Here is a 14,886-nt window from a genome sequence, read left to right on the forward strand (position 1 = left end):
AGGAGTAATATATGAGCGCACTATTGCTGTATTGTAGTACTGATGGTCAAACTAAAAAGATAATGACGCAAATTGCGAATGAATTAAGACAACATGGTCATGAATGTGATGTGAGAGATTTAACCTCTGTTCAGCAGAGTTTAAATTTGTCTGCTTATAGTAAAGTCTTAGTAGGCGCTTCAATTCGTTATGGTTACTTTAATAAAGCTCTCGATAAATTTATCACTCGTCATCTTGCACAATTGAATAGTATGCCGTCCGCATTCTTTGGCGTTAATCTTACGGCAAGAAAAGCAGAAAAGAATACACCCGAGACGAATGCTTATATGCGTAAGTTTTTAGATAAGACTCCATGGAAACCAGCATTAACCGGTGTATTTGCTGGTGCACTTTTTTATCCTCGTTATAAATGGATTGATAGAGTCATGATCCAATTAATTATGAAGATGACAAAAGGTGAAACTGATCCAACAAAAGAAATTGAATATACGGATTGGAATAAAGTAAGCGAATTTGCGACGTATTTTGCCAAAATTGAGTGATATTTAATCTTTTCTGTGGGGTTTTTATACGTCTTGTTGGAGTTTTGAACGAACAGAAAATTATTTTAAAAAAACACTTGCGCTAATCCGAGAACTCCCTATAATGCGCACCCACTGACCGACGATGAGCTGACAACAGCCACGAAGGACAGCGAAGAGAAAAGAAAAAAGTTTGAAAAAACTCTTGACTCTTCAGAGGAATAACGTAATATACGCCTCCTCGCAACAACGCAGAAGACCGGAAACGGCAGCGAATGTTGCACTGCTCTTTAACAAATTATCAGACAATCTGTGTGGGCACTCGCAGAGACGATATCTTCTAAAATATTAGATGTATCAAGTCTTGAAGAGTGAACAACAAAAGTAAATTCATTTATGAATAGCTAAGTTTTCGATTTCTTTGAGCATCAAACACTTTTAATTGAAGAGTTTGATCATGGCTCAGATTGAACGCTGGCGGCAGGCCTAACACATGCAAGTCGAGCGGTAACAGGAGAAAGCTTGCTTTCTTGCTGACGAGCGGCGGACGGGTGAGTAATGTATGGGGATCTGCCCGATAGAGGGGGATAACTACTGGAAACGGTGGCTAATACCGCATGACGTCTACGGACCAAAGCAGGGGCTCTTCGGACCTTGCGCTATCGGATGAACCCATATGGGATTAGCTAGTAGGTGGGGTAAAGGCTCACCTAGGCGACGATCTCTAGCTGGTCTGAGAGGATGATCAGCCACACTGGGACTGAGACACGGCCCAGACTCCTACGGGAGGCAGCAGTGGGGAATATTGCACAATGGGCGCAAGCCTGATGCAGCCATGCCGCGTGTATGAAGAAGGCCTTAGGGTTGTAAAGTACTTTCAGCGGGGAGGAAGGTGTTAAGATTAATACTCTTAGCAATTGACGTTACCCGCAGAAGAAGCACCGGCTAACTCCGTGCCAGCAGCCGCGGTAATACGGAGGGTGCAAGCGTTAATCGGAATTACTGGGCGTAAAGCGCACGCAGGCGGTCAATTAAGTCAGATGTGAAAGCCCCGAGCTTAACTTGGGAATTGCATCTGAAACTGGTTGGCTAGAGTCTTGTAGAGGGGGGTAGAATTCCACGTGTAGCGGTGAAATGCGTAGAGATGTGGAGGAATACCGGTGGCGAAGGCGGCCCCCTGGACAAAGACTGACGCTCAGGTGCGAAAGCGTGGGGAGCAAACAGGATTAGATACCCTGGTAGTCCACGCTGTAAACGATGTCGATTTAGAGGTTGTGGTCTTGAACCGTGGCTTCTGGAGCTAACGCGTTAAATCGACCGCCTGGGGAGTACGGCCGCAAGGTTAAAACTCAAATGAATTGACGGGGGCCCGCACAAGCGGTGGAGCATGTGGTTTAATTCGATGCAACGCGAAGAACCTTACCTACTCTTGACATCCAGCGAATCCTTTAGAGATAGAGGAGTGCCTTCGGGAACGCTGAGACAGGTGCTGCATGGCTGTCGTCAGCTCGTGTTGTGAAATGTTGGGTTAAGTCCCGCAACGAGCGCAACCCTTATCCTTTGTTGCCAGCGCGTGATGGCGGGAACTCAAAGGAGACTGCCGGTGATAAACCGGAGGAAGGTGGGGATGACGTCAAGTCATCATGGCCCTTACGAGTAGGGCTACACACGTGCTACAATGGCAGATACAAAGAGAAGCGACCTCGCGAGAGCAAGCGGAACTCATAAAGTCTGTCGTAGTCCGGATTGGAGTCTGCAACTCGACTCCATGAAGTCGGAATCGCTAGTAATCGTAGATCAGAATGCTACGGTGAATACGTTCCCGGGCCTTGTACACACCGCCCGTCACACCATGGGAGTGGGTTGCAAAAGAAGTAGGTAGCTTAACCTTCGGGAGGGCGCTTACCACTTTGTGATTCATGACTGGGGTGAAGTCGTAACAAGGTAACCGTAGGGGAACCTGCGGTTGGATCACCTCCTTACCTAAGAGATACGTGTTATGTGCAGTGCTCACACAGATTGTCTGATGAAGAACGAGCAAAAGCGCGTCTGCGAAGCTGACTGAAGTCCCCTTCGTCTAGAGGCCTAGGACACCGCCCTTTCACGGCGGTAACAGGGGTTCGAATCCCCTAGGGGACGCCAATTGCGCGGTATGAGTGAAAGGCGTACCACACTATAGTCTGATGCAAGTCAGAGAATAGTTAAGATAATTCGATGAGTTATTTTACCTATTATGCTCTTTAACAATCTGGAACAAGCTGAAAAATTGAAAACAAATCAATATATCACCGAGGTATATTGATGAGTCTCTCAAAATCTCAAATCTGAAAATACTCTTCAGAAAGGATATGCGAGCAAAATGATTTCAAGGCGGACAGCGCACAGCAAGCGGAGCATACTTAAAGTATGTGAGCATTGCGAGCACTGCCCAACGTCGAAATCATGAAGCGTAGCAATCCGTTTTAGAAGACATCTTCGGGTTGTGAGGTTAAGCGAATAAGCGTACACGGTGGATGCCTAGGCAATCAGAGGCGATGAAGGACGTGCTAATCTGCGATAAGCGTCGGTAAGGTGATATGAACCGTTATACCCGACGATTTCCGAATGGGGAAACCCAATATCCAATGGATATTATCATTAACTGAATACATAGGTTAATGAAGCGAACCGGGAGAACTGAAACATCTCAGTACCCCGAGGAAAAGAAATCAACCGAGATTCCCCTAGTAGCGGCGAGCGAACGGGGAACAGCCCAGAGTCTTAATCAATAGCAGCATCAGGAGAACGGTCTGGAAAGTCCGGCAGTAAAGGGTGATAGCCCCGTATCCGAAGATGCTGTTATTGTGAACTCGACGAGTAGGGCGGGACACGTGTTATCCTGTCTGAATATGGGGGGACCATCCTCCAAGGCTAAATACTCCTGATTGACCGATAGTGAACCAGTACCGTGAGGGAAAGGCGAAAAGAACCCCGGCGAGGGGAGTGAAAAAGAACCTGAAACCGTGTACGTACAAGCAGTAGGAGCCCCATCACTCAAGTGCCTCGCACTGAGTGATTGGACAAACCACTCGAAAACAGCGCAGCGTTTACCTACAAAGTGGATTGATTTTTTCAAGCCGTCGCGCAGTGTACATAGAAGTACACGAGCAACGGAAGTTAAAAAATCGAGCCAGTTTGACAGTAAAAGCAAGCGGGACATTTGAGGATGGGGTGACTGCGTACCTTTTGTATAATGGGTCAGCGACTTATATTCTGTAGCAAGGTTAACCGTATAGGGGAGCCGTAGGGAAACCGAGTCTTAACTGGGCGAATGAGTTGCAGGGTATAGACCCGAAACCCGGTGATCTATCCATGGGCAGGTTGAAGGTTGGGTAACACTAACTGGAGGACCGAACCGACTAATGTTGAAAAATTAGCGGATGACTTGTGGATGGGGGTGAAAGGCCAATCAAACCGGGAGATAGCTGGTTCTCCCCGAAAGCTATTTAGGTAGCGCCTCGTGAATTCATCTTCGGGGGTAGAGCACTGTTTCGACTAGGGGGTCATCCCGACTTACCAACTCGATGCAAACTGCGAATACCGAAGAATGTTATCACGGGAGACACACGGCGGGTGCTAACGTCCGTCGTGAAGAGGGAAACAACCCAGACCGCCAGCTAAGGTCCCAAAGTCATGGTTAAGTGGGAAACGAAGTGGGAAGGCTCAGACAGCCAGGATGTTGGCTTAGAAGCAGCCATCATTTAAAGAAAGCGTAATAGCTCACTGGTCGAGTCGGCCCGCGCGGAAGATGTAACGGGGCTAAACCATGCACCGAAGCTGCGGCAGCAACACTAAGTGTTGTTGGGTAGGGGAGCGTTCTGTAAGCCTGCGAAGGTGTACTGTGAGGTATGCTGGAGGTATCAGAAGTGCGAATGCTGACATAAGTAACGATAATGCGGGTGAAAAACCCGCACGCCGGAAGACCAAGGGTTCCTGTCCAACGTTAATCGGGGCAGGGTGAGTCGACCCCTAAGGCGAGGCTGAAAAGCGTAGTCGATGGGAAACGGGTTAATATTCCCGTACTGGTGGTAACTGCGATGGGGGAACGGAGAAGGCTAGGTTGTCCGGGCGACGGTCGTCCCGGTTCAAGCATGTAGGCAGAGTGATTAGGCAAATCCGGTCACTTAATGCTGAGGTGTGATGACGAACCACTAAGGTGGTGAAGCAATTGATGCCCTGCTTCCAGGAAAAGCCTCTAAGCTTCAGGTTACCAACAATCGTACCCCAAACCGACACAGGTGGTCAGGTAGAGAATACTCAGGCGCTTGAGAGAACTCGGGTGAAGGAACTAGGCAAAATGGTGCCGTAACTTCGGGAGAAGGCACGCTGGCGGTAAGTGAAGTCCCTTGCGGACGGAGCCGAAGCCAGTCGAAGATACCAGCTGGCTGCAACTGTTTATTAAAAACACAGCACTGTGCAAACACGAAAGTGGACGTATACGGTGTGACGCCTGCCCGGTGCTGGAAGGTTAATTGATGGGGTTATCCTTAGGGAGAAGCTCTTGATCGAAGCCCCAGTAAACGGCGGCCGTAACTATAACGGTCCTAAGGTAGCGAAATTCCTTGTCGGGTAAGTTCCGACCTGCACGAATGGCGTAATGATGGCCAGGCTGTCTCCACCCGAGACTCAGTGAAATTGAACTCGCTGTGAAGATGCAGTGTACCCGCGGCAAGACGGAAAGACCCCGTGAACCTTTACTATAGCTTGACACTGAACATTGAGCCTTGATGTGTAGGATAGGTGGGAGACTATGAAGTGTGGACGCCAGTCTGCATGGAGTCAACCTTGAAATACCACCCTTTAACGTTTGATGTTCTAACCTAGGTCCATAATCTGGATCGGGGACCGTGTCTGGTGGGTAGTTTGACTGGGGCGGTCTCCTCCTAAAGAGTAACGGAGGAGCACGAAGGTTGGCTAAGCATGGTCGGACATCATGCGGTTAGTGCAAAGGCATAAGCCAGCTTGACTGTGAGAGTGACGGCTCGAGCAGGTACGAAAGTAGGTCTTAGTGATCCGGTGGTTCTGAATGGAAGGGCCATCGCTCAACGGATAAAAGGTACTCCGGGGATAACAGGCTGATACCGCCCAAGAGTTCATATCGACGGCGGTGTTTGGCACCTCGATGTCGGCTCATCACATCCTGGGGCTGAAGTAGGTCCCAAGGGTATGGCTGTTCGCCATTTAAAGTGGTACGCGAGCTGGGTTTAGAACGTCGTGAGACAGTTCGGTCCCTATCTGCCGTGGGCGTTGGAAGATTGAGAGGGGTTGCTCCTAGTACGAGAGGACCGGAGTGAACGCACCACTGGTGTTCGGGTTGTCATGCCAATGGCATTGCCCGGTAGCTAAGTGCGGAAGAGATAACCGCTGAAAGCATCTAAGCGGGAAACTTGCCTCGAGATGAGTCTTCCCTGTCACCTAGAGTGACCTAAAGGAACGTTTAAGACTAAGACGTTGATAGGCTGGGTGTGTAAGCGTAGCGATACGTTGAGCTAACCAGTACTAATGAACCGTGAGGCTTAACCTGACAACACCGAAGGTGTTTTGTCTGAGAGACGACAGTAGATGAAGTAGGCTTGTTTAAGATTGAACATTGCTGGTTATAGCGTAGAGATACAAAATAACGGGTAATTAAACAGAATTTGCTTGGCGGCCATAGCGCAGCGGACCCACCTGAATCCATGCCGAACTCAGAAGTGAAACGTTGTAGCGCCGATGGTAGTGTGGGGCCTCCCCATGTGAGAGTAGGGAACTGCCAGGCATTAAATAAGACGAGAAAGCCAACCCAATGGGTTGGCTTTTTTGCGTTTGGGGTTTTTATATAGCTTATTAAATACTATGTTAAATTCCAAATACAAAAATGCCCTAAATTAGGGCATTTTTTATGATCTTTTAGCAAAAATTATGACGAGAAAATGCAGCAAGGACTGTTCTTTCTGATATTTCTAAATAGTTCTCCATTGCTGTTGCTGCTTCTTGGGCTTTTCCATCCATTAAAAGTGTCAAAATCTGTTCATTTTTCTCAATATACGGTGCATGTAGTAATTGAGGATCGTTTAATAAACCGAAGGCTAAACGTAATTCCGCTAAAATAAGCTGGTATTGTTTAAACAATCTAGGGCTATCTGAAAGCTCAACAATTGCGGTGTGAAAGTGCATATTACAGGTTCCTACACTGCTCCAATCTTGTTGTTCTTGAAAGACTTTTGCTTGTTCAACACTATCTTGCATTTTAACAATAGCTGGATGCATAGGATAAGAATGTCGCAGAGCATCACATTCAATTAATCGTCTTACGCGATAAATATCCATGATACTTGCCATATCAGGTACAGAAACAAAAACACCACGGTTAGGTTTATAAGTTAAAAGCCCTTCTTGGGTAAGAACGCGAAAAACCTCTCTTAAAGTATTACGCGATATCTCTAGCGTTTCACTTAATGCCGTTTCTGATAATCTTTCACCAGGAGGTAATTCTCCAATAGTGATTTTTTGCCGAATAACATTTGCGACTTTTTGAGAAAGAATTTGTGGAGATGTTTTTTTCTGCATTATCTTCTGCTATTAGCTTAATAGAAGCACCTATTCTATCAGTGTGTTTTGTAATATATAACCTCTATTGTGTCACTCTGTCGTACTTCTCACTGTATCGAGTATGACTTTCTGTTTATTTCCATCAAAAAAACTTAATTTTTTGTCACGATATTTTAGTGATTAAACTTATTCTTTCTTCAAAATTGCGCACTATTTTTGTGCATCTAATCTTTTTATGCCTCATTTAGGTGCACATTTATGACTTATTAATTAAGCGTAATTGTCAATAAAATGTTAAAAATGCGATCTTCACTGCACTTTTATCATCCCATATTTAAATCTATTTGCTTATTTATTCATCTATTATTATTAATTGTTCAACAATCCAATATCAGGTGATTAACAATTAAGTATTCATGCTCAACAATGGCACGCTAATTGCCTTAGTAATAATAATTAAAATAATGATGATAAAGGGGGTAGCTAATGGCTACACAAGATTCTGCAAACATAACATCAGGTTCGTTTATAAAAAATAGACGTTCTTCATTGATAGCTGCCATTTTTTTAATGGCGACATCAGCTATTGGTCCGGGTTTTATTACTCAAACTGCAACCTTTACTGCCACTATGGGGGCGGCATTTGCATTTGGTATTTTGGCATCAATCATTATCGACTATGTTGTTCAGCAAAGTATTTGGCGAGTGATCACTGTCACCAATATGCGAGCTTCAGATATTGCTAACAAAGCAATACCTGGTAGTGGCTACTTACTTGCTGTATTAGTTATTTTTGGCGGTTTAGTGTTTAACGTGGGTAACATTGCAGGTGCTGGTCTGGGGCTTAATGCAATGGTGGGTCTTGATCCTAAATGGGGTGGGATCTTAAGTGCTTTACTTGCGATCTATATTTTCTCATCACGCAAAGCCAGTAACTTTATTGATCGTATGATTATCGTTCTTGGTATTGTCATGATCTTACTGACTGTTTTTGTGATGTTTGCCTCTAATCCTCCAATAGGTGAAGCATTAAGACAAACGGTTTTACCTGATGCGATTAACTTCGCAACAATCACTACAATTGTTGGTGGTACTGTGGGCGGTTATATCTGTTATGCCGGTGCTCACCGTCTTCTCGATAAAGGAACTACGGGTATTGAGAACATTGACGCTGTATCAAGCGCTGCAACCAAAGGAATTTTAGTGGTTGGATTAATGCGCTATATCCTGTTCCTCGCTATTTTAGGCGTAGTTGCCAGTGGCGTAACATTAGATATTTCTAGTCACGCGGCTAACCCTGCATCTCAAGCATTTCAACATGCAGCTGGTTTAACTGGATTACGCATCTTCGGTCTTATTTTATGGGCAGCTGCATTAACGAGTGTAATTGGTGCTGCTTATACCTCAATGTCATTTATTACAGTATTTAAAAAAGGTGTTACTGAGCGTCAACGTAATATCGCAACCATTATTTTCATTACTATTTCTCTTGTTATTTATATGGTTATGGGAACAGCACCGGCTGCATTATTAGTCTTTGCCGGTGGTTTTAATGGCCTGATTTTACCTATTGGTATGACACTATTTATTTTTGTTGCATGGCGTCGCCAAGATCTCATGAATGGATATAAATATCCTGCATGGTTGCTATGGTCAGGTATTTTAGTTTGTGCGCTGACTTGGTATATGGGCATTATGTCCGTGGGTGCTATTTTCAACTACCTCAACATTGCTTAAGAGAACAATAATGATGATAAAAGCCGTCGATTTAAACAGTGATTTAGGTGAGAGCTTCGGTCAGTGGAAAATGGGCAATGATGATGCAGTGCTTGAAATTGTCAGTAGCGCTAATATCGCTTGCGGTTTTCATGCAGGTTCACCGGATGGTATTTTAAAAACATTAAAAGCGGCGAAACAGCATAATGTCGCGATAGGTGCGCACGTTGCTTATCCTGACTTAGTCGGTTTTGGTCGTCGTAATATGGATATCGCCAGTGATGAATTAACCGCAGATGTGATTTATCAAATAGGTGCTTTGAAAGGATTGGCTAAAGCCGTAGGTTTGAGTGTGACCTATGTTAAGCCTCATGGTGCGCTTTATAACACAATTGCTCATGATAAACGTCAAGCACTTGCTGTTATTGAGGCAATACTTGCTGTAGATCCCCAACTGACATTAGTTGCTTTAGCGGGGTCACCCTTGATTACACTTGCGAAAGAAAATGGTCTTCGAGTAATAGCCGAAGCTTTTGCAGACAGAGCCTATCATGCTGATGGTACCCTAGTTTCTCGTAAAAAAGAGGGCGCTGTTTTACATGATCCTGAACTTGTTGCTCAACGCATGTTACGGCTTGTGCAAGAAGGAGGTGTTGAATCAATAGAAGGCGTTTTTACTGCAATAGAAGCTGATTCTATTTGTGTTCATGGTGACAGTCCGGATGCCGTGGCTCTCGCTAAAAGTGTAAAAGAAATTTTAATTAATCATGGTGTTAGCATTAAACCTTTTGCACCTCTGCGACTTAAAAATGAGGTGCAAAAATGACTCATTTAATGCAAGCGACTGCGGATGCAATTGTCAAAGCACAAGAAGCTCGATTAGCTATTCGCAATGGTTTAGCTATACCAACAGCAGGTATGGCTAAAGGAATGACTCAAGCTAACATGATCAGTTTACCTCGTGATTGGGCATTTGATTTTCTGCTCTACGCTCAACGTAACCCGAAAAGTTGTCCGATATTAGATGTTTGTGAATCAGGTAGTTATCGTACTGTTTTAGCGAAAGGTGCCGATCTGCGTACTGACATTCCTCTTTACCGTGTTTGGGAAAATGGCAAATTAGCGGATGAAATTACGGATGCTACTGAAATTTGGGCACAACATCCCGATCTTGTTACGTTTCTTATTGGTTGTAGTTTTACTTTCGAAACGCCCATGTTAGAAGCGGGGATTGAAATTCGTCATATCACAGATAACTGCAATGTACCGATGTATAAAACGAATCGCTTGTGTCGTCCAGCAGGGCGATTAGAAGGTGAATTAGTGGTTTCAATGCGTCCTATTCCTGCTGACAGAGTCGCTGATGCGGTGATGATCAGTGGTCGTTTCCCTTCTGTACATGGTGCTCCCGTACATATTGGCTCGCCCGATGCTTTGGGCATTAAAGATATTATGTCGCCAGATTTTGGCTCACCCGTGAGAATTGAAGAAGGCGAGATCCCCGTCTTTTGGGCTTGTGGTGTGACTCCACAAGCGGCAGTGATGCGTTCAGGTGTTCCTTTCGCACTTAGTCATGCTCCGGGGCATATGTTTATTACCGATGTGCCTGATGCCGCTTATCACGTATAAGGGAGGAAGATACTTTGCGCTTTTTACCCGTTAACTTATCCCATTTACTTGTTGAGCTTTCCTCTTTAAAAGAGACGCTCGCATTGTATGAATCCGTTAAACAAGCGGATATTGCAGCTATTCAAGACATTGTACCCGCGGCGAAAACACTCTTAATTCACTTTACGCCATGGCTAATCACGGCTGAAGAACTTGTGTTTCAACTTCGACAATTAGAAGTCAAAGCGGTATCAGCACATCAAGCGCAATCATTAACTATCCCTGTTCATTATCAAGGTGAGGATCTTAATGAGGTCGCTGAATTATTAGGGATCGCTACCAGTGAAGTGATCCGTAGACATACAGAACAAACCTATCAAGTTGCATTCACTGGCTTCGCTCCAGGTTTTGCTTATTTGATTGCAGATGAAACTCAGCTTTATGTGCCTCGTCGCAAAACGCCTCGTACACGTATCCCCGCAGGGTCGGTCGGATTAGCGGGCGAGTTTAGTGGAGTTTATCCGCAACAAAGCCCTGGTGGCTGGCAACTTATTGGTACCACAGAAATAAAGATGTGGGATCTCTCACGTGAACAACCCGCTTTTTTATTACCGGGAAATGAAGTGCATTTTGTTGATGCACAAAAATCACCGATAACCGTTTCACTACCGGAGAAAAAAGCCATAGTCGCTTCCCCGCTTTCATTAAATGATAAAGGGCTATATGTTATTTCAGCAGGGTTACAAACTTTATTTCAAGATGAAGGGCGTATTGGTGCTGCATCAATGGGAGTATCTGCTTCAGGTGCACTTGATAAACCCGCTTTACATGCGGCCAATCGTTTAGTGGGTAATCCCTCAACTTTTGTTGCACTTGAAATAACCCAAGGTGGATTAGCACTTAAAGCACGACAAGATTGTGTGATCGCTTTAACAGGGGCAGATTGTTCCATTACGCTAAATCATGAGTCGGGTGAAAATGAATTCTTATCTGGTTATCAACCTATTGATGTTCGCTGTGGCGATGAAATTATTTTAGGTATGCCAAAAACCGGTGTACGTAGCTATCTTGCAGTGAGAGGAGGGTTTGAATTACCAAAGGTGTTAGGTAGTTATGCATTTGATACTTTGGCACAAATTGGCCCTAATGCTTTGCAAGAAGGTGATGTACTTCATTTAAATAATGAAAGTACCTCGAACGGTATTCTTACTAATGAACAGCCGACATCAATACTGCCAAAACAAGGTGATATTGTTACGCTTGATGTTGTTTTAGGTCCCCGCACTGACTGGTTTACTACTGAAGCTATAAAGACATTAACCTCTCAATTATGGCAAGTGACACCACAATCTAACCGTATTGGATTACGTTTATTGGGCGAAACACCCCTTGTACGAGAGCAACAACAAGAGCTATCGAGCGAAGGCACTTGCATTGGTGCAATACAAGTTCCGATTAATGGGCAACCTGTTTTGTTTCTTAACGATCACCCATTAACAGGAGGATATCCTGTTATTGGCGCTGTTGCTGAATATCACTTACCACTCGCAGGGCAGATCCCTGTTAACGCTAAAATTCGTTTTAATCCAATTACCGAATTTCAAGAATATTGATAGGAGAATGCCACTCATGACAACAATTAACCAAAAACAACGAGTGAAGCATAGAGTACTTATTGCAAACCGAGGTGAAATTGCAGTTCGTATTATTCGAGCTTGTCAGGACTATGGGGCAACTTCAATTGCCATTTATGCTAATGATGATATTGATGCACTACACGTTCGTCTTGCTGATGAAGCTTATGGACTCAATGGTAATTTGCCGAAAGAAAGCTATTTAGATATTAATAAAATCATTGATGTTGCTCATAAAGCTAATGTCACAATGATCCATCCCGGTTACGGTTTTCTTTCTGAACGAGCTGATTTTGCAAAAGCGGTACAAGACGAAGGATTTATTTGGATCGGCCCTAACCCAGAAACGATTGAAGTGCTTGGTGACAAAGTGAAAGCACGTAAAATTGCACAATCTGTTGGTGCTCCTCTTGTAAATGGTACGGCTGATCCCGTTAATGATGCCGAAGAGGTTATTGATTTTGCTAAACAGTATGGTCTACCTGTTGCCATTAAAGCTGCTTTTGGTGGGGGTGGGCGAGGTTTGAAGATCGCTCATAAAATGGAAGAAATTGAAGAGCTCTACCATTCTGCTGTACGAGAAGCGGTAACTGCATTTGGTCGAGGTGAATGTTATGTTGAGCAATTCCTAGATAAACCTCGTCATATCGAAGCGCAAATTATCGCAGATAAACTGGGCAATGTTGTTGTTGTCGGAACACGAGATTGTTCGTTACAGCGACGTAATCAAAAGCTTATTGAAGAAGCGCCAGCACCTTATTTGACAGACGAACAACGTGAACGTATTCACCAGTCAGCTAAAGATATTTGTGCTAAAGCAGGTTATGTGGGGGCAGGTACAGTTGAGTTTTTATTAAGTGCAAATGGCACTATCTCATTTTTAGAAGTGAATACACGCTTACAAGTGGAGCATCCTGTTACAGAAGAAACGGCGGGTATCGATTTAGTGATCGAGCAGTTACGTATTGCTGAAGGTTTGCCACTAAGTATTGATAAAACGCCTGTTCCTCGGGGTCACTCTTTTGAATTTAGGATCAATGCAGAAGATCCCGCGAAAGGTTTTTTACCTACACCGGGTTTAATTACGCATTTCTCTGAGCCTTCAGGCCCAGGTGTTCGTGTAGATAGTGGTGTTACTGAAAATAATCAGGTCTCACGCCAGTTCGATTCTATGATGGCAAAGTTGATAGTGACAGGTGCAACTCGTGAACAGGCCATTACTCGGGCTCGTCGAGCATTATCTGAATTTAAAATTGAAGGGGTAGCTAGTGTATTGCCTTTCCATTGTGAAATGATGGAGCATGCCGATTTTACTAAAAATTTCAAAGTGCATACTCGTTGGATTGAAACAGATTTTCAGGCAAAAAATACCCATTTCCCTCGTAGTACACCTGCAAAAAATGAAGAGCTTGTTCGTACTTTTATTGAAATTGATGGCCGTCGTCATGAACTCGCTTTACCTGCTCAATTACTGTCGCTCTCTGCGGTAATACCAACAGCAATTAATGCCAGTAATGAGAAAGAAGAGAATGAAAAAGCAGTCACAGCACCTATCTCTGGTGTATTACATAGCTGGATCTTAGCTGATGGCGACAAAGTTAAAGAAGGTGATGTTATTGCCATTATGGAAGCGATGAAAATGGAAGTGCAGGTAGTAGCTTCTTGTGATGGAGTACTACTGCAAAAAGCGAAAACAGGTGACTATTTTTCAGCAGAAACCGTCTTAGCTGAAATAAATTAAGTGTGTTTAAAATTAACTTATTGATTAATAAGAGTAATGCCCGTCATTAATATCGGCCCTTTAATATGAGGTAATTTCATATTAAAGGGCTTTTTTATAATAACTTTATTTATATTCCTATTTGTTATATCTAATTCCTTTTGGTTATAAGTTATTTTGCCTATAATCGAAGCTTGTTAAATTTTAACCAAAAAGGAAATAAGATGTTGCTTGTAACACAACTACTTATTGGTGCTGCAATCGGGTTAGTTATTACAACGACCGGTGTAGGTGGTGGTGTTATTTTATTACCTGTTCTTATTTATCTTTTTGGTATGAATGCATTAGCTGCGGTTGCAACAGCAAATTTACTCTCGATGCTAATGAAGCTCTCATCTTCTTATATTCATTTTCGGTTAGGTAATATTCCATTAAAACCCGCATTATTAATCTTAGGGATAATGTTTCCAGCAACATTTTTAGCGAGTTATGGTGTGACATGGTTGGGATCACAACCTCAATATTACGATCGTGTTGAATCAGCGATTAATATTTTAATGATCGTTGCTATCGTATTTTCATTGATCTTATTTTTACAGCGAATGGTAAGAAGGTCAGCAATTTCAGATCCTCTAATTGTTTTGCCACCACCTTCTACAGTGACTTTTTCTTCCTTATTTGTACCAGGAATGAGTGCAGGGTTTGTACTTGGTGCAACAGGTGTTGGAGGAGGATTAGTGGTGTTACCGGTATTGATGCGTTTTGCCCAAATGGGTATTAAAGAGGCAATCGGTACTTCTATTTTTATTACCACGATCCTTTCTGGTGGCTCTGCTATTGCTTATAGCGCAGGTGGTTATACCGATGTTCACACAGCACTTATTCTCTGCTTAGGTTCATTACTCTCCATCCCATTAGCCCGCTATTTACTTGTGTATTTATCAGAGCGTTTTTTCCAATACTTAACACTGTCTTTTATTCTGATCAGCATCATTATGATGAGTTGGAAATTAATAAATTAACTTAATGTAATATCGAGTGAGTCAATCTTTCTCTTACTACCTTTAGTTAGACTAAACTTATTCTATCATCATTAGATTAACTACTAAGAGTAAGT

The 14,886-nt window shown here is 43.6% G+C and carries 8 protein-coding genes, 1 tRNA gene and 3 rRNA genes; 11 read left to right on the forward strand and 1 reads right to left on the reverse strand.

Translation table 11 applies throughout. The features are described 5' to 3' along the window. Positions 1–11: 11 nt before the first annotated feature. The 5 genes from hemG (at position 12) to rrf (ending at position 6,318) form a co-directional block, all read left to right on the forward strand. Entirely contained in the window at positions 12–542 is a 531-nt protein-coding gene (gene hemG, locus GTH25_RS01940) for a menaquinone-dependent protoporphyrinogen IX dehydrogenase (protein ID WP_099660250.1), read from the forward strand. 418 nt (positions 543–960) lie between these two features. Next, positions 961–2,503: ribosomal RNA gene (locus GTH25_RS01945) — 16S ribosomal RNA — on the forward strand. Positions 2,504–2,587: 84 nt separating this feature from the next. Further along, a tRNA-Glu gene (locus GTH25_RS01950) sits at positions 2,588–2,663 on the forward strand. Positions 2,664–3,007: 344 nt separating this feature from the next. Beyond that, positions 3,008–6,084 (forward strand): 23S ribosomal RNA (locus GTH25_RS01955). 118 nt (positions 6,085–6,202) lie between these two features. Continuing rightward, positions 6,203–6,318, forward strand: a 5S ribosomal RNA gene (gene rrf / locus GTH25_RS01960). Together the 16S, 23S and 5S rRNA genes with 1 tRNA gene alongside form the textbook arrangement of a ribosomal RNA operon. A gap of 131 nt (positions 6,319–6,449) precedes the next feature. Here rrf and GTH25_RS01965 read toward each other — a convergent pair. Then, a complete protein-coding gene (locus tag GTH25_RS01965) occupies positions 6,450–7,109 on the reverse strand; it encodes a GntR family transcriptional regulator (RefSeq protein WP_075672922.1) in 660 nt (219 codons plus the stop codon). A gap of 468 nt (positions 7,110–7,577) precedes the next feature. Here GTH25_RS01965 and GTH25_RS01970 point away from each other — a divergent pair, with 468 nt between their 5' ends. The 6 genes from GTH25_RS01970 to GTH25_RS01995 all read left to right on the forward strand — a co-directional run bounded on the left by GTH25_RS01970 (position 7,578) and on the right by GTH25_RS01995 (position 14,791). Continuing rightward, positions 7,578–8,828, forward strand: a complete 1,251-nt coding sequence (locus GTH25_RS01970; RefSeq protein ID WP_075672923.1) for an NRAMP family divalent metal transporter — start codon at positions 7,578–7,580, stop codon at positions 8,826–8,828. 13 nt (positions 8,829–8,841) lie between these two features. Next, positions 8,842–9,633, forward strand: coding sequence for a LamB/YcsF family protein (locus tag GTH25_RS01975; RefSeq protein WP_099660049.1), 792 nt, complete (start codon positions 8,842–8,844; stop codon positions 9,631–9,633). Then, complete coding sequence (locus tag GTH25_RS01980; RefSeq protein ID WP_099660042.1) at positions 9,630–10,436, forward strand: putative hydro-lyase; 807 nt, start codon at positions 9,630–9,632, stop codon at positions 10,434–10,436. Before GTH25_RS01975 ends, GTH25_RS01980 begins: the two co-directional genes overlap by 4 nt. A gap of 14 nt (positions 10,437–10,450) precedes the next feature. Further along, positions 10,451–12,028: a 5-oxoprolinase subunit B/C family protein gene (locus tag GTH25_RS01985; protein ID WP_164530291.1), complete on the forward strand. Its 1,578-nt coding sequence runs from the start codon at positions 10,451–10,453 to the stop codon at positions 12,026–12,028. Positions 12,029–12,044: 16 nt separating this feature from the next. After that, complete coding sequence (locus tag GTH25_RS01990; protein ID WP_164530292.1) at positions 12,045–13,790, forward strand: acetyl/propionyl/methylcrotonyl-CoA carboxylase subunit alpha; 1,746 nt, start codon at positions 12,045–12,047, stop codon at positions 13,788–13,790. A 203-nt stretch (positions 13,791–13,993) separates the two neighbouring features. Further along, positions 13,994–14,791 (forward strand): sulfite exporter TauE/SafE family protein, encoded by a 798-nt coding sequence (locus tag GTH25_RS01995; RefSeq protein WP_075672927.1) that lies wholly within the window; start codon positions 13,994–13,996, stop codon positions 14,789–14,791. The last annotated feature ends 95 nt before the right edge of the window (positions 14,792–14,886 follow it).

The sequence above is a fragment of the Proteus terrae subsp. cibarius genome (assembly GCF_011045835.1).
Classification (GTDB): Bacteria; Pseudomonadota; Gammaproteobacteria; order Enterobacterales; family Enterobacteriaceae; genus Proteus; species Proteus cibarius.